13 protein-coding genes and 1 pseudogene are annotated in these 14,932 nt (G+C 64.2%); 10 read left to right on the top strand and 4 right to left on the bottom strand.

Annotated elements, in window-relative coordinates:
• Nucleotides 1-2 precede the first annotated feature (2 nt).
• From ACP5M5_RS05490 to ACP5M5_RS05455, 8 genes are all read left to right on the top strand, one after another.
• The gene (locus tag ACP5M5_RS05490; protein ID WP_427936052.1) at nt 3-2,270 is read left to right on the top strand and encodes an LPS-assembly protein LptD; all 2,268 of its coding nucleotides are present in this window, start codon (nt 3-5) and stop codon (nt 2,268-2,270) included.
• Between the two features lie 99 nt (nt 2,271-2,369).
• A complete protein-coding gene (locus ACP5M5_RS05485) occupies nt 2,370-3,791 on the top strand; it encodes a peptidylprolyl isomerase (protein WP_427936050.1) in 1,422 nt (473 codons plus the stop codon).
• Nucleotides 3,792-3,948: 157 nt separating this feature from the next.
• Nucleotides 3,949-4,779, top strand: coding sequence for a 16S rRNA (adenine(1518)-N(6)/adenine(1519)-N(6))-dimethyltransferase RsmA (gene rsmA, locus ACP5M5_RS05480; protein WP_427936049.1), 831 nt, complete (start codon nt 3,949-3,951; stop codon nt 4,777-4,779).
• A 73-nt stretch (nt 4,780-4,852) separates the two neighbouring features.
• A complete protein-coding gene (gene paaA, locus ACP5M5_RS05475) occupies nt 4,853-5,830 on the top strand; it encodes a 1,2-phenylacetyl-CoA epoxidase subunit PaaA (protein ID WP_427936048.1) in 978 nt (325 codons plus the stop codon).
• Nucleotides 5,827-6,114 (top strand): 1,2-phenylacetyl-CoA epoxidase subunit PaaB, encoded by a 288-nt coding sequence (gene paaB / locus ACP5M5_RS05470; protein ID WP_114913202.1) that lies wholly within the window; start codon nt 5,827-5,829, stop codon nt 6,112-6,114. Before paaA ends, paaB begins: the two co-directional genes overlap by 4 nt.
• Nucleotides 6,098-6,907 carry a 1,2-phenylacetyl-CoA epoxidase subunit PaaC gene (paaC, locus tag ACP5M5_RS05465; protein WP_427936047.1) on the top strand — a complete coding sequence of 270 codons (810 nt, stop codon included), beginning with the start codon at nt 6,098-6,100 and terminating at the stop codon, nt 6,905-6,907. Before paaB ends, paaC begins: the two co-directional genes overlap by 17 nt.
• Nucleotides 6,901-7,362 carry a 1,2-phenylacetyl-CoA epoxidase subunit PaaD gene (gene paaD / locus ACP5M5_RS05460; RefSeq protein WP_427936046.1) on the top strand — a complete coding sequence of 154 codons (462 nt, stop codon included), beginning with the start codon at nt 6,901-6,903 and terminating at the stop codon, nt 7,360-7,362. The genes paaC and paaD overlap by 7 nt, the downstream gene beginning before the upstream one ends.
• Nucleotides 7,353-8,429 (top strand): 2Fe-2S iron-sulfur cluster-binding protein, encoded by a 1,077-nt coding sequence (locus tag ACP5M5_RS05455; protein WP_427936045.1) that lies wholly within the window; start codon nt 7,353-7,355, stop codon nt 8,427-8,429. The genes paaD and ACP5M5_RS05455 overlap by 10 nt, the downstream gene beginning before the upstream one ends.
• Nucleotides 8,430-8,452: 23 nt before the next feature.
• Here the strand turns inward: ACP5M5_RS05455 and ACP5M5_RS05450 are convergent, their stop codons facing one another.
• The 4 genes from ACP5M5_RS05450 to ACP5M5_RS05435 all read right to left on the bottom strand — a co-directional run bounded on the left by ACP5M5_RS05450 (nt 8,453) and on the right by ACP5M5_RS05435 (nt 12,410).
• Nucleotides 8,453-9,766: an MFS transporter gene (locus tag ACP5M5_RS05450; protein WP_427936044.1), complete on the bottom strand. Its 1,314-nt coding sequence runs from the start codon at nt 9,764-9,766 to the stop codon at nt 8,453-8,455.
• Nucleotides 9,767-9,918: 152 nt separating this feature from the next.
• A complete protein-coding gene (locus ACP5M5_RS05445) occupies nt 9,919-10,749 on the bottom strand; it encodes an inositol monophosphatase family protein (protein WP_427936043.1) in 831 nt (276 codons plus the stop codon).
• On the bottom strand, nt 10,749-11,315 hold the full coding sequence (efp, locus tag ACP5M5_RS05440) for an elongation factor P (RefSeq protein WP_114913197.1): 567 nt from the start codon (nt 11,313-11,315) through the stop codon (nt 10,749-10,751). The genes ACP5M5_RS05445 and efp overlap by 1 nt, the downstream gene beginning before the upstream one ends.
• Nucleotides 11,316-11,366: 51 nt before the next feature.
• Nucleotides 11,367-12,410, bottom strand: a complete 1,044-nt coding sequence (locus ACP5M5_RS05435) for a lysine-2,3-aminomutase-like protein (RefSeq protein ID WP_427936042.1) — start codon at nt 12,408-12,410, stop codon at nt 11,367-11,369.
• 217 nt (nt 12,411-12,627) lie between these two features.
• On the opposite strand from ACP5M5_RS05435, the gene ACP5M5_RS05430 reads away from it, so the two are divergent.
• Both ACP5M5_RS05430 and ACP5M5_RS05425 read left to right on the top strand, forming a co-directional pair.
• Nucleotides 12,628-14,118 (top strand): carbohydrate porin, encoded by a 1,491-nt coding sequence (locus tag ACP5M5_RS05430; RefSeq protein WP_427936041.1) that lies wholly within the window; start codon nt 12,628-12,630, stop codon nt 14,116-14,118.
• A 282-nt stretch (nt 14,119-14,400) separates the two neighbouring features.
• A pseudogene (locus tag ACP5M5_RS05425) lies at nt 14,401-14,932 on the top strand (hypothetical protein); the annotation flags it as partial.

Below are 14,932 nucleotides of genomic sequence, written 5' to 3'. Positions count from 1 at the left end.
CGATGCTGCGCCGGGCTTGGGGGGCTCTCCTCGCTACCCTTGCGGGCGCGATCGTGTTCACGTTCGCGACAACCGCGCTCGCTCAGACCACCATTCCCGGCTTCACCCCGTTCACCAAGCCGCAATACGGCACCAGCCTGAACAAGGAGCCGATCAAGCCGAACGAAGCCGTGTCCTTCACCGCCGATCAGATCGCCTATGACCGCGACAACGGCATCGTCACCGCGACCGGCCATGTCGAGGCCTGGCAGAACGATCACGTGCTCCGCGCCGACAAGATCGTCTTCGACCGCAACACCAATGTCGTCGCCGCGACCGGCCATGTCGTGCTGCTGGAGCCCGATGGCGAGGTTCTGTTCGCCGATTACGCCGAGCTGACACAGGGGATGCGCGAAGCGGTGCTGCGCGGCATGCGTATGCTGCTCGAGGAGAATACCCGCATCGCCGCCAACGGCGCGCGCCGCACCGATGGCCAATATAACGAGCTCAGCCGCATGGTCTATTCCGCCTGCACCCTGTGCAAGGACGATCCTACCAAGCCGCCGGTCTGGCAGATCGACGCCTATTCCGCGGTCGATGACCTCCAGGCCAAGCGCATGGAGTTCCAGGATGCGACGGTGGAACTGCTCGGCGTGCCGATTTTCTACATGCCCTATTTTTCCACCGCCGACAGTTCGGTCAAACGCGAAAGCGGCTTTCTCGCCCCAGATGCCGGCTCCAACACCTTCATCGGCAGCTTCTTCGCGCTACCCTATTACTATGTCATCAACAATTATTCGGACATCACGATCACGCCCTGGATCGACAGCGGCATGGACCCGATGCTTGACACGCTCTATCGGCAAAAATTCAATAACGGCCAGATCAAGTTGGAAACCGCCATCGCCTATGACGAGAATGCGATGCAAGGGCTGTTTTTCGGCTCCGGCGATTTCACCTACAATGAAAATTGGCGTTATGGCTTCAATATCAACGAAGCCAGTTCCGCCAATTACATGCGCGATTTCTTCATCTCCGGCTATGGTAACGACGTGCTTTCCAGCACTGCCTATCTCGAAGGCTTCGGCCAGGGCGCCTATTCACGGCTCGATACCCAATTCTACGAGGGTCTGCTCAATATCGTGAACAACAAGGAGCTGCCCTACGTCCTACCGCGTTATCTTTATGACTATGTCGGAAACCCGGATTCACTTGGCGGCTATTTCACCTTCACTGGCGGCGGTTTCGATGTGCTGCGCTTCATCGGCACCGATACCCAGCGCATCAACGGCACGCTCTCCTATAATTTGCCGGAGATGGGACCGCTCGGCCAGGAATGGAATTTCCTCGCCCGCTTCTATTCCGCCGGCTACCAGGCCCAGGGGCTCAACCAGATCCCGAATTTCAGCCCCTACACCCATTCCGATGTCGCCCAGGGCGAGCCGGTGGTGGCGGCGCGGATGAACTGGCCATTTTCGCGCATCGATGGCGACGCAACGACGGTCCTGGAGCCGATCACCCAGTTCGTCATCCGCCCCGACGGCTACGGCTTCACCTCACCCTATCTCATCCCCAACGAGGACAGCCTCGATCAGCTCTTCACCGACGCCAACCTGTTTTCGATCAACCGCTTGCCCGGCATCGACCGTCTCGGCGGCGGGTTGCGCGCCGATCTCGGGATGCATTTCGCGTGGTTCGATGGCAGCCATGTTTTCGACGCTTTAATCGGCCAGTCCTATCGCTCGCAGACCGAATACCAGCTTTGGGGGCCGGGCACCGGGCTCGGCGGCAATATTTCCGACATCGTCGGGCGGGTCTATTATGAGCCGGCGGACTGGATGAACGTAACCTATCGGTTCCGCCTCAACCACGACACCGGCGAGACCGAGTTCAATGATACTCGCTTGACGGTCGGGCCGCCGAATTTCCGTGTCGATTTCGGTTATATCTATAGCAATCTCGACCCTTTCTATTTTTATAACCAGCTGCCGACCATCCCGGCACCGTCTTACGCCCCCTATCAGGCGCTCAATTTCCCGCGCAACGAGATTCTGGCCGGCCTGCAGACGAAATTCGGCAATTGGCGCGCCGGCGGCTACATCCAGCGCAACATGCAGCTCAATCAATTGGTCGCCTATGGCCTCGATGGCGGCTATGAAGACGATTGCTTCATCATCGCGCTCAACTACTTTGATTTGTTCACGAACTATAACGGCATCAGCAATGTCCAGGCTTTGACCATCAATATGACCTTCAAAACCCTGGGACAATTCGGCGTCCCGTTGATGTAGGGGCACGCCATGGCGAAATGTGCTATAGGCTGGCAAACCATGCCCCGGCGTGACTGGGTTGCCGGCCCGGGGCCGAGTTTGGGAGAAAGAGTTTCCCTGATGCGACCGATCGTGCGGAAAATTTCCCTGCCCGCCTTGTCCGTGCTCTCGAGCCTGGGCTGGCTGATCGCAGCCCTGCCGGCGGGCGCGCAAACGCCGCCGCCGGCCGCCGCATCGCCTGCGGCGCCGGCCGCGGACAAACATGCCCCCGATCATCCCGCCGGCGCGCCCGCGAACGGCGGCAAAATCTCGGCCGATACGATCGATCCGGAAAAAGAATCCCGCATCGTTGCGGTCGTCAACGGCGATGTCATCAGCGCCCAGGACGTCGATAACCGTCGGCGTCTCTTTGCCCTCTCGAGCGGGCTTCCGATCACCCGCGAGGTGCTCGACCGGTTGACACCGCAGGTCGTGCGCGAGTTGATCGACGAGCGGCTCCGCCTGCAAGAGGTGCAGCGGCGCAAGATCGCCGTCACCAATAAGGACATCGCCGAGACCATCGCCAATCTCGAAAAGCGCAACAACATGCCGCCCGGGACTCTGGCGCGCCGCCTCGCCTCCGATGGCGCCGAGATCCACACGCTTTACGATCAGACTCGGGTGCAACTCGGCTGGTCGCGGGTCTTGCGCGAACAGATCGGCGTTGCCGACCGCGTCACCCAGCAGGACGTGGACGAGCAATTGCGCATGATTAAGGCCGAGACCGGCCAGATGGAATATCATGTTGCAGAGATCTTCCTCCCGATCGACGAGCCGGCGCGCGCCGCCGACACGCAGCGTTTCGCCGAAACCGTGATCCAGCAATTGCGCAGCGGCGCGCCCTTCGCCGTCGTCGCGGCGCAGTTCAGTCAGAGCCAGACAGCACTTCAAGGCGGCGATCTCGGCTGGGTGCGGCCAAACCAGCTCGAATCCCCGGTCGCCCACCTGGTCACCGAAATGCCGGTCGGCGCCATCAGCAACCCGGTGCCGGTCGCCGGCGGGCTTTCCATCGTCACCCTGCTCGCCAAGCGCCAGATCGGCAACGACCCCGCGACTTTGCTCAAAATCCGCCAGGTCTTCTTGAAATTCTCGACCCCGCTCGACCCCCAGAACCCGACGCAGCAACAGCACGACATGCTGCTCCGCGCGAAGGATATCTCGACCAACGTCCGTAGCTGCGACGCGATGGCGGCGGCCGACAAGGCGGCCGGCAATCCGCCGCGGCCCGATCCGCTCGAAGTCCGCCTCGAATCCGTCAACCCGCCCGAACTCCGCACCCTGCTCGGCAAGCTCAGCGAAAACAAACCGAGCGAACCCCTGGTCACGCAGGAAGGGATCATGGTGGTCATCGTCTGCGCCCGCGAGGAGCGCAATCTCGGCATGCCGTCCAAGGAAGAAATCGCCAATCAGCTCTCCAGCCAGCGCATCGAACTGATCTCGCGCCAGATGATGCGCGATCTCCATCGCCACGCCTCGATCGATCAGCGGGTCGGCGGGGTGTGAAAGCGCAAGAAATGTTCTTTTTTGAAAAAAAGAACCAAAAAACTTTTATCCCGTTGGGCAGTGCCGCGGGCACTGCCCTGCCAAGGACGTTGTCCCTCCTAGAAACCGAGACAAACGTCTTTTTTCTTCTTTTTCTTCAGAAAAAGAAGGTTCTTTCTTGACCGGCGATCCGCTCGCCGAGCCCCTTCGTGAGGTCATCGCCCGCCATGCGCTCGCCGCGCGCAAGGCGCTGGGGCAGCATTTTCTGCTCGATCTCAACCTCACCGCCCGCATCGCCGCCGCCGCGCCGCTGGCGGGCGCGCATGTGATCGAAATCGGGCCGGGGCCGGGCGGGCTCACCCGCGCGTTGCTCACGAGCGAGGCCGCTAGCGTCACCGCGATCGAGATCGACCGCCGCGCGGTCGCGGCCCTCGCCGAATTGCAGCCGGCCGCCGGGGCGCGGCTTGCCGTGATCGAAGCGGATGCGCTCGGGCTCGACTATCCGGCGCTAACGCCGGCGCCACGGGTGATCGTCGCCAATCTCCCCTATCATATCGCGACCCCGCTCCTGATCGGCTGGCTACGCACCGCCGACGCTTTCGCGTGCCTGGTGCTGATGTTTCAACTCGAGGTCGCGGAGCGGATTTGCGCTGCGCCGGGGAGCCCGGCTTATGGCCGGCTCGCGGTTCTCGCGCAGTTCGCCTGCCGCGCCGAGCTTGTGCTCCGCCTGCCGCCAGCCGCCTTCACGCCGCCGCCCGCCGTCGCCTCGGCGGTGGTCCGGCTGACCCCACATACCAACCAGCCGCCGCCGGCGCTGCGCGCCGCCCTCGAGCGGGTCAGCGCTTACGCTTTCGGCCAGCGCCGCAAGATGCTGCGCCGGGCGCTCGCGCCACTTGGCGGCGCGGCGTTCCTCGCCAAGGCCGGGATCGACCCGACCCGCCGCGCCGAAACCCTGAGCATCGCCGAATTCACAAAGCTTGCCCGGGTGTTGATGGAAGATAGGGTTTAGTTACAAAAAATTCTTGAATGAGCGTTTTTTGTTATATATTCTCGGTGCCATTCCGTAAGGTGAGGGCGTTCCGATGTATACCCAGGCTCTGAACATCGCCGAGGCGCCGGGCGCGCCGGTCGATAGCGCCGCCGAGGCGCGGTTTCAGGCGCGGATCGATGCCGAACAGCGGATCGAGCCTAATGATGCCATGCCCGAAGCCTATCGCCGCACCCTGATCCGCCAGATCAGCCAGCACGCGCATTCGGAAATCGTCGGCATGCTGCCAGAGGGGAACTGGATCACCCGCGCGCCCTCGCTGCGGCGCAAGGCGGCGTTGCTCGCCAAGGTCCAGGATGAGGGCGGGCATGGGCTCTATCTCTACGCCGCCGCCGAGACGCTCGGCGTCGCGCGCGAGACGCTGGTCGATCAGCTCTTGCGCGGCGAGGCGAAATATTCCTCGATTTTCAACTACCCGACCCTCACCTGGGCGGATATCGGCGCCATCGGCTGGCTGGTCGATGGCGCTGCGATCATGAATCAGATCCCGCTCTGCCGCTGCTCCTATGGCCCTTACGCGCGGGCGATGATCCGGATTTGCAAGGAGGAGAGTTTTCACCAGCGCCAGGGGTTCGAGATCATGCTGACGCTTTGCCGTGGCACCCCGGCACAGAAGTCGATGGCGCAGGATGCGCTCGATCGCTGGTGGTGGCCGGTTTTGATGATGTTCGGCCCGCCTGACGCGCAAAGCCGCCATAGCGAGCGCTCTGCGCGCTGGAAGATCAAGCGCTTTTCGAACGATGAATTGCGTCAGAAATTCCTCGACGCGACCGTGCCGCAAGCGCAGTTCCTCGGCCTTACGATTCCCGACCCCGCCCTTACCCGCGATCCGGAAACCGGCCATTGGCGCTCGGGCCCGATCGACTGGGCGGAGTTCGAGGCGGTGCTCGCCGGACGCGGCCCGTGCAACCGCGATCGTCTCGCGGCCCGGCGCCGCGCCCATGATGAAGGCGCCTGGGTGCGCGAGGCGGTGCGGGCGCACGCCGAAAAGCGGCGGGTGCGGGCGGCATGAGCGACGCTGATTTCCCGCTCTGGGAAGTGTTCATCCGCAGCCGCAACGGCCTTTCCCATCGCCATGCCGGCTCGCTCCACGCCGCCGATGCCGACATGGCGTTACAGGCGGCGCGCGATCTCTTCACCCGCCGCGGCGAGGCAGCATCCCTCTGGGTGGTGCCGGCCGCCGCCATCATCGCCTCCGACCCCGATGACGCGGAGATGTTGTTCGAGCCGACCGGGTCGAAAATCTACCGCCACCCGACATTTTACGAGGTGCCCGAGGATGTCGGGCATATGTGAGCCGGCGATGGGTGGCATGGTGGGCAGCGCCGTGACCTTGGCGGAGACGCCGCTTCTCTCATACGTCCTCGGCCGCGCCGATGACGCGCTGATCCTCGGCCATCGGCTTTCGGAGTGGACGGGGCACGCGCCGATCCTGGAGGAGGAAATGGCGCTCGCCAATCTCGCCCTCGATCTGATCGGCCAGGCGCGGCTGCTTTATGAGTATGCCGGCGTGATCGAGGGCGCCGGCCGCGGCGAGGATGATTTCGCCTATTTCCGTGACCCGCCGCAATTTCGCAATCTCCTCCTCGTCGAGCAGCCGAACGGCGATTTTGCGATGACGATGCTGCGCCATTTCCTTTACGCCGCCTTCGCCGATCCCTATTGGCGGGCGATGACGGTGTCTGCGGACGCAACATTGGCCGCCATCGCCGCAAAAGCCGAGAAGGAAATGGCCTATCACCTCCGCCATGCCGCGGGCTGGGTCATCCGGCTCGGTGACGGCACGGCGGAAAGCCACCGCCGGCTCGAATCGGCGCTCGCGACGCTGTGGCCGTTCACGGGTGAGATGTTCCATGCCGAGGCGGGCGAAGCGCCGCTGATCGCGGCGGGCATCGTGATCGACCCGGCGATCCTGCGCCCGACCTCGGAGGCGACCATCGGGCGCGTTTTCACTGAGGCCGGCCTCACCCGCCCGGCGGGTGATGGCTGGCAGAGCGGCGGCCGGCGCGGGCGGCATTCCGAAGCTCTCGGCCATCTCCTTGCGACACTGCAGCATCTCGCGCGGAGCCATCCGGGGGCGAAATGGTGAGCGGCGCCGATCTTTTGGCACGGGCGCGGGCGGCCCTGGCGACGGTTACGGATCCCGAGCTGCCGCCGCTCACCATCGCCGATCTTGGCATCCTGCGTGATGTCGTCGCCGATGGCGAGGGCGTCGAGGTGCTGATCACCCCGACCTATTCCGGCTGCCCGGCGATGGTCGAAATCACGGCGGCCATCCGCGCGGCCCTGGCTGAGGCCGGGATCGCGCCGGCGCGGGTGCGGACGGTGCTCGCGCCGGCCTGGACGACGGATTGGGTGAGTGCCGAAGGGCGCCAAAAACTCGCCGCGGCCGGAATCGCGCCGCCGACGCGCCAGCCGCCGCGCTGCCCACGCTGCGCCTCGCCGGCGACCGAGCTGCTTTCTGCGTTCGGGGCGACGGCCTGCAAGGCGCTCTGGCGCTGCACCGCCTGCCGCGAACCGTTTGATGCCTTCAAATGCCACTGACCCGCCGCGCCTTTCATCGCCTGACGCTGCGCGAGGTGCGGCGTGAGAGCCCGTCCGCGGTCTCGCTCGCGTTCGCGGTGCCGCCGGCGCTCAGCGATGCGTTCCGCTTCACGCCGGGGCAGTATCTGACACTGCGCCACGTCATCGACGGGGTCGAGGTCAGGCGTTCCTATTCGATTTGCAGCGCCCCCGGCGATGGCGAACTCCGCATCGCCGTCAAACACGTGCCGGGCGGGCGGTTCTCGACGCTCGCCAATACCAGCCTTGCCGCCGGCGATGAGATCGAGGTCGCAACGCCCGCCGGCCGCTTCGGCCTTGCCACGGCGCGCGGCGCAAAGCGCGTGTTCGCCGCCTTCGCCGCCGGCTCAGGGATAACCCCGATCCTCTCGCAACTGCGCGCGGTGTTGGGCGAAGAGCCGGAGAGCCGATTTTTTCTCGCCTATGGCGCCCCGAGCGGCGCCGAGATGATGTTTCGTGACGCGTTGTTGGCGCTCAAGAACCGCGCGCCCGACCGTTTTGCGTTTTTCCCGGTACTCTCGCGCGAACGCCAGGATCTCGATCTCCTCCATGGCCGCTTGGACGCCGATAAAATCGCCCGCCTGCTCCGCCATGCGATCCCGGCCGGAGCCATCGACCATGCCCTGATCTGCGGCCCCGCGGCGATGGCCGAGACCGTGGTGGCGGCGCTGCAGGATGCCGGGGTGCCGGAAGAACGCATCCGGCGCGAGCGGTTTTCGACGGAGGCACCAGCGCCCTCACCGGTGCCCCCCTCCGCCGAGAGCGCGGCGGCGTGCCGAGCGACGGTGATCATCGACGGGGCCAGCCACGAGGTTCCGGTTGCCGAGGGCGAAAGCGTACTCGCGGCCGGGCTCCGCGCCGGGCTTGATCTCCCTTATGCTTGCCGCGGCGGCATGTGCTGCTCGTGCCGCGCGCGGCTGGTCAGCGGCGCGGCCGACATGGCTTTGAATTATTCGCTGGAGCCATGGGAATTGGCGGCGGGCTTCATCCTCACCTGCCAAGCCCACCCACGCAGCGCCGCCATCACCGTCGATTACGATGAGGTGTGACGGCGCCGCGATGTCACGCGCTCTCAGCGACGGTAGTCGGCGGAGATATCTTTGTTGGTATAGTCTTTCAGCAGCAACGTTGCGACCACCGAGATCACGCCGCAGATGAAGATGTACCAGGCGATCGCGTAGCCTGAATGGTAGGAGGCAAAGAGGGCGGTCGCGATCAGCGGGGCTGGGCCGCCGGCGAAGATCGAGGCGAGCTGATAGCCGAGCGACGCGCCGCTATAACGCAATCGGCCGGTGAAACTCTCCGCGATCAGCGCCGCTTGCGGCCCGTACATGATGTCATGCGGGATCAGGGAGACGACGATGGCGATGAAGATCCAGAACGGCATCACGGTATCGAGCATCGCGAAATAGAGGAAGCCATAAAGCCCGGTCAGCACCGCGCCGAGGATATAGACCCGCCGCCGGCCGAAACGATCGGACAAGTGGCCCGAGAGCGGCACGGTGATGAGCGAGACCAGTGATCCCGCGAGCATCGAGAACAGCAGGAGATCGCGCGAGACCTTGAGCGTCGCGACGCCATAGGAGAAAACGAAGGCGGTGAAGACATAAAACGGCGCGTTTTCGGCCATGCGAGCAAAGGCGCTGAGCAGGATTTCCTTGGGATGACGGCGCAGAACCTCGAGCATCGGCGCGCGTTCGATCCGGTTTTCCTCGATCAGGCGGCGGAAGATCGGGGTTTCCAGGATGCCGAGCCGGATCCAGAGCCCGAGCCCGACGAGGAGGATACTGAGCAGGAACGGCACCCGCCAGCCCCACGTCAAGAATTGGTCGCCCGAAAGGGTGCTGAAGGCCAGAACGGCGAGATTGGCGAGAAAAAGCCCGGCCGGCACGCCGAGCTGCGGCCAGGAGGCGGCGAAACCGCGATGGGCGTTGGTGCGTGTCCACTCCATCGCCAGCAGCACCGATCCACCCCACTCGCCGCCGACGCCCACCCCTTGGATGAACCGCACCAGGGTCAGCAAAATCGCCCCCCAGATGCCGATCTCGGCGTAGGTTGGCACCAGGGCGACCAGGAAGGTCGCGACCCCCATGAGCAACAAGGTTGCGATCAGCGTCGATTTCCGGCCGATGCGGTCGCCGTAATGGCCGAAAATCGCCGCCCCCACGGGGCGCGCGACGAAGCCGACGGCGTAGATCAAAAACGCTTGTAGCGTGCCGACCAGAGGGTCGGATTGCGGGAAATAGAGTTTCGCGAACACCAACCCCGTCACCGTGCTGTAGAGAAAGAAATCGTACCACTCGATGGTGGTGCCGATGGTGCTGGCGACGATCGCGCGGCGCAGTTGCCGGGCATGATCTTCCGCAGAGAGTTCGTTCTCGGACATGGTTTCCCCCCTTGCCGATATTTTTTGCATTTGGCCATTACGCCGGGCAGCGCCGGCGGCACTGCCCCTCGGGACAAAAGTCTTTTTGCTTCTTTTTCTTCAGAAAAAGAAGACCCTTCCTTCCCCCTTTTTCCCTAACCTTGTATCACACCCTATCGGCCACCGGCATTGCGCGCGGCGGCGACGTGGTCGCGCAAAATCGGATAGAGATGCGCGTTTGCGGCGACGATTTGGCGGGTGGCGCGTGGGTCGCCGCCCTCGGGGTCGGTTGCGAAGCCGCCGGCCTCGCGCACGAGCAGGATGCCGGCGGTAATGTCCCAGGGATGGAGGCCAAATTCCCAAAAGCCGTCGAACCGCCCGGCCGCGACCCAGGCGAGGTCGAGGGCGGCGGCGCCGAAGCGGCGAATCCCGGCGATGTGCGGCATCAGGGCACCGAGCGCGCGGGCGAAGGCGAGGCGATCGCCGGCGCCGGTCTTGGCGAAGGGGATGCCGGTCGCGAACAGCGCGTCTTTCAATTCGCGCCGCGCCGAGACGCGCAGCCGATGCTCATTGAGAAACGCGCCGCCGCCCTTTTCCGCCCAGAACATTTCGTTCAGCGCCGGGGCATAGACGAGGCCGGCGGCGATTTCCGAGCTGCCATCGGGCAGGCGATGCTCGAGCCCGATGCTGATCGCCCATTGCGGAATGCCGTGGAGGAAATTCGTCGTCCCGTCCAGCGGATCGACCACCCAGCGCCAGGCCCAGTTCTCGCTGCCATGGGCGCCCGATTCCTCCATCAGGAAGGCATAGCCCGGTCGCGCGCGGCCGAGTTCCTCGCGCAAGGTCGCTTCCGAGCGGAGATCGGCCTGCGAGACGAAATCGGAGGGGCCCTTGACGCTGACCTGAAGCTGTTCGACCTCGTTAAAATCCCGCAACAGGCGCCGCGCCGCCTTCTGGGCGGCGTTGGCCATGATCGTCAGATGCGGGGAAAGCGCATGCGCCATCAGCTTTTGGCGCGCTCGACGTAGGAGCCGTCTTCGGTGCGGACGACGATTTTCTCGCCGGTCTCGATGAAGGGCGGCACCATGGTGCGCACGCCATTGGAGAGTTTCGCCGGCTTGTAGCTCGAGGCGGCGGTCTGGCCCTTGACCACCGGATCGGCCTCGACGACCTCAAGCACGACGGAGGCCGGCAAGTGGATCGCGACCGGCTCCCCCTCCACGAGATCGACGGTGACCGGCATATTGTCCTGCAAGAAGGGTGCGGCATCGCCGAGGAGATCGGCGGGCACCATCGCCTGCTCGAAGGACTCGTTATCCATCAGCACCAGGTTGGTGCCGTCGGTATAGGAATAGGTGTATTCCTTTTCCTCGGTCAGCAGGCGCTCGACGGTGTCGGCGGTACGCCAGCGCTCGTTGGTTTTGTTGCCGGTTTTGAGGTCGCGCATTTCGACCTGGATGAAGGCGCCGCCCTTGCCGGGGGTGATGATCTGCTGTTTGAGCACAGTCCAGCGCCGGCCTTCATGCTCGATCACCTGGCCGGCGCGGATCTGGTTTGCCTGCTGCTTCATCGTCTCTCGATCTCTGATTGCTCTGGCTGGGGGCGCATGGAAGGCGGCTCTCTAGCCCGAAGCGCCGCTGGGGGCAAGGCGATGGGGTTTGCCCCAGGGGTCGCGCACCTGGTCTTCGCCGCTCAGATATTCGGGCCCGATCGGCACTTTGCCGAAACCACCAGGGATGTCGAGGATATAGGTCGGCAGCGCCAAGCCGCTGATGCGCCCGCGTAAGGCCGCCATCAGACGCCGCCCCTCCTCGATCGGGACGTGAAACCGCGCCGTCCCCGGCGCCGGGTCGAGCTGATGCAGATAATAAGGCTTTATGCGCGCAGCAAGCATGGCGCGAAACAGCGCTTCCAGGGCGTCGGCGCTGTCATTGACGCCGCGCAGCAGCACCGATTGGCCGAGCAGCGGGATGCCGCGCGTCTGGATGCGCCGCAGCGCGGCGCACGCGTTCGCCGCGAATTCGCGCGCGTGATTGGCGTGGATCACGAGAAATAGAGGTTTTTCGGCCTCCAGCGCCGCAGCCAGCGCCGGGGTTACGCGCTCGGGGCAGGCGATCGGGAAACGGGTATGAAGGCGGAGCGTCTCGACATGCGGGATCGCGGCCAAGCCCGCCAAGATCGCGCGCAATCGGCGCGGCGCGAGCATCAAGGGCTCGCCGCCGGAGAGGATGACCTCGCGGATCGCTGGGCGGGCTGCGATCCAGGCGAAGGCGGCGGCGAGTTCGGCCTCGCTCAGCACCCCGCCGGCCGGCCCGACCTGCTCGCGGCGGAAGCAAAACCGGCAATAGACCGGGCAGGCGAGAAGCGGTTTCAGCAACACCCGATCGGGGTAGCGATGGACGATGCCCTTGAGCGGTGACAGCGCTTCATCACCGATCGGATCGGGCCGCTCATGCGGCGCGGTGACGGCTTCGGCCGCGCTCGGGACGAATTGGCGGCCGATGGGGTCGTCCGGCTGCGCGATCAAGGCGGCAAGCGTTGGCGGAATGGCGATCGCGTAGGTGGCGCTGACAGCGGCGATGGCGGCTTCTGCACCCGCCGGCAGCAACCCGGCGGCGACCAGGGAGGCAGCGTCGCGAAGTGTCGGCGGGGCGGGATTGGGCATCGCTGAGGATCCGGAAAGAGGGCGAAGCGGGCGCGCCAGCCCGGCCCGGCTGTGGCGATTTTGCAACAAGCCGACGGCAATCGCGTGCGCGTTTTGCGCTATCCGGCGCCGGCGCTTGCGCGTCATGGCAATATCTACATAAACATATCGACGGGCTTTATCGTCACCTTGCTTATCGCTTTTCTCCCGCTTCGACAATCTCTCAAAAGGCAAATCCATGCATCATTGGCACAGCATCGTGCGCCGTGGCGCGGCCGCCTGGGTCGCGCCGATCGTGATCACCGGGGTCATGCTCGGCGCGAGCCGCGAGGTCCGCGCCCAATCCGCGTACCTGCACGCGCTGGAGGCGGCGCAAGCCGATCACGATCAACCGCTGCAGACGGCGGACGATACCTCCCAGGCGCCGACGAGCAGCGCCGTTGCGAACCCGGCGCCGTCGGAGGGCTATCTGTTCAACCTCCAAGTCGCCAAATCATTCGGCCAAACGCTCGCCGATCAGGGTATCTATATCGATGGCAGCTATACCAACATCACCCTCGACAATGTCTCCGGCGGCACGCGCACCGGCGCCATCCCCAATGGCGACGCGGTGTTCGGCATCAATCTCGACATGAACAAAATCGCCGGCGTTCAGGGGGCGCAGATCCATTTTTACATGGATGATCGTCAAGGCTCGAATTTCGGCGATTACACCGGCACCGGTCTCGTCGATACCAATCAGACCTATGGCCCCAACGCCGCTTTCCGGCTTCAGGAACTGACCTGGGACCAGAGTGTGTTGGCCGATCATATCCGCTTCATCATCGGCCGCATGAACGACCTGCCCGATTTCGACACGTTTGATTTTGCGTGCAACTTCACCGACTTCACCTGCGCCAATACCGCCTTTTTCTACAATAACGACGCCAATTCGGCTGCCCCCGTCTCGGCCTGGGGCGGGCGCATCACCTTCAAGCCGACGCTCACCACCTATTTCCGCATCGCGGCGGAAGCGGCGGACGGCGATGGCTTCTACAACCGCGCGAACGAGGGCTGGAACCTCGCGATGACGCATGACAACGGCGTCTTCTTGCCGCTCGAAGTCGGCTACAAGACCGATTTCTCGTCGTCTTCCTATCCGAGCCAGTATGACGTTGGCGGCTTCTACGACAATACCGGCTATAATTACTCCGGCCAGCTTTTCGCCAAGACCGGCCTGCTCGAGCCAGTGGCGAACATCGCTACCAATGCGCCGCGCGAAGGCGTCTGGGCGCAGGCGGCGCAGATGGTCTGGCGCCCGGATAGGGACAGCAAGCGCGGCATCACCCTCTTTGGTGAGGTCGAGTCGATGGTCAACGGCTACACGCCGATCCAGGACGAAATCGACGCTGGCATGGTCTGGCAGGGGCCGCTCGCCAGCCGGCCGCACGACAATCTCAACATCATCGGCGAATACTACAAAATGGGCAACGCGCTGGTGAATTATCAGACCGGCACCATCATCGCCGGCAACACGCACATGGCGGCCGACATGGAAGTGTTCGAAGTGGTCTATAACGCGGCGCTGGCGCCGGGCCTCACCCTCGGCCCGGTGGTCGAATACATCGTCAACCCGAACGATGCCGGGCCCGAGACGGCGCGGGTCAAGAACGCGACCCAGTTTGGCGGCCAGCTCGTCCTCACCCTTCCCGATCTGCTCGGCTTGCCGACGTTGGCCCGCGTCAACTAACCGACCAACGACGGCGTTTCGCCCCAGCACCCGCCTTGCCCCGCAAGGCGGGTGTCGCATTTGTGCAACAGGGCGCGACCTTCTCGCCGCAGATCCCCCCGATTCTCACGCGTTTGTGACTTCTGCCCCTTCAAATTTATCGGTGTTCGATATCTAATCACAGGTGCGATAGGTGGCGTTATCACCATAACAGCTACGGATCGTTCCGCGACGCGAAGGGCAAGGGTAAACCCGGTATCGTCGCGGAGGGGTTTCTCGATCAACCCGAGGGAAGGGGAATAGATGTTCAACCGAAACACAATGCGTGGGCGCGCACCGGCTTGGGTCGGCGCGGTGACCGTCGCGGTGCTGGCGCTCGGTGCCGCGCACCAGGCGCAGGCGCAATCCGCCTATCTCAATGCCATCCTGAATGCGCGCAACGACAATGACCAGCCGATGCAGACCGCGCAGGATCAGTCTCAGGCGCCGGTTGGCAGCGGCGCTCAAGGCGCGGCGCAATCAGACGGCTATTTGTTCAACCTCCAGGTCGGCAAATCGATCGGCCAGGCGCTCGCCAATCAGGGCATCTACATCGACGGCAGCTACATCAACATCACCAGCGATAATGTCGGCGGCGGTCTCCATACCGGCACCACCTCGGATGGCGACGCGACGCTCGGCATCAATCTCGACATGAACAAGATCGCCGGCATCCAGGGCGCGCAGATCCATTTCTATGTTGATGATCGCCAAGGCCAGAACGCCTATGGCAATTATCCTGGTATGGGGCTCGACAACAACTTCGTCTATGGCCCGAACGCCGCGTTCCGCTTGA

The organism is Acidibrevibacterium sp. (assembly GCF_049965395.1).
GTDB classification, from domain to species: Bacteria; Pseudomonadota; Alphaproteobacteria; order Acetobacterales; family Acetobacteraceae; genus Acidibrevibacterium; species Acidibrevibacterium fodinaquatile.
The sequence above is the reverse complement of the archived record's forward strand: the minus strand, read 5'-3'. Positions and strand labels throughout refer to the sequence as shown.

Coding starts and splice junctions, on each gene's coding strand:
- ACP5M5_RS05490 (WP_427936052.1), top strand. CDS start 3: ATGCTGCGCCGGGCTTGGGGGGCTCTCCTCGCTACCCTTGCGGGCGCG.
- ACP5M5_RS05485 (WP_427936050.1), top strand. CDS start 2,370: ATGCGACCGATCGTGCGGAAAATTTCCCTGCCCGCCTTGTCCGTGCTC.
- paaA (WP_427936048.1), top strand. CDS start 4,853: ATGTATACCCAGGCTCTGAACATCGCCGAGGCGCCGGGCGCGCCGGTC.
- paaB (WP_114913202.1), top strand. CDS start 5,827: ATGAGCGACGCTGATTTCCCGCTCTGGGAAGTGTTCATCCGCAGCCGC.
- paaC (WP_427936047.1), top strand. CDS start 6,098: ATGTCGGGCATATGTGAGCCGGCGATGGGTGGCATGGTGGGCAGCGCC.
- paaD (WP_427936046.1), top strand. CDS start 6,901: ATGGTGAGCGGCGCCGATCTTTTGGCACGGGCGCGGGCGGCCCTGGCG.
- ACP5M5_RS05455 (WP_427936045.1), top strand. CDS start 7,353: ATGCCACTGACCCGCCGCGCCTTTCATCGCCTGACGCTGCGCGAGGTG.
- ACP5M5_RS05450 (WP_427936044.1), bottom strand. CDS start 9,766: ATGTCCGAGAACGAACTCTCTGCGGAAGATCATGCCCGGCAACTGCGC.
- ACP5M5_RS05445 (WP_427936043.1), bottom strand. CDS start 10,749: ATGGCGCATGCGCTTTCCCCGCATCTGACGATCATGGCCAACGCCGCC.
- efp (WP_114913197.1), bottom strand. CDS start 11,315: ATGAAGCAGCAGGCAAACCAGATCCGCGCCGGCCAGGTGATCGAGCAT.
- ACP5M5_RS05435 (WP_427936042.1), bottom strand. CDS start 12,410: ATGCCCAATCCCGCCCCGCCGACACTTCGCGACGCTGCCTCCCTGGTC.
- ACP5M5_RS05430 (WP_427936041.1), top strand. CDS start 12,628: ATGCATCATTGGCACAGCATCGTGCGCCGTGGCGCGGCCGCCTGGGTC.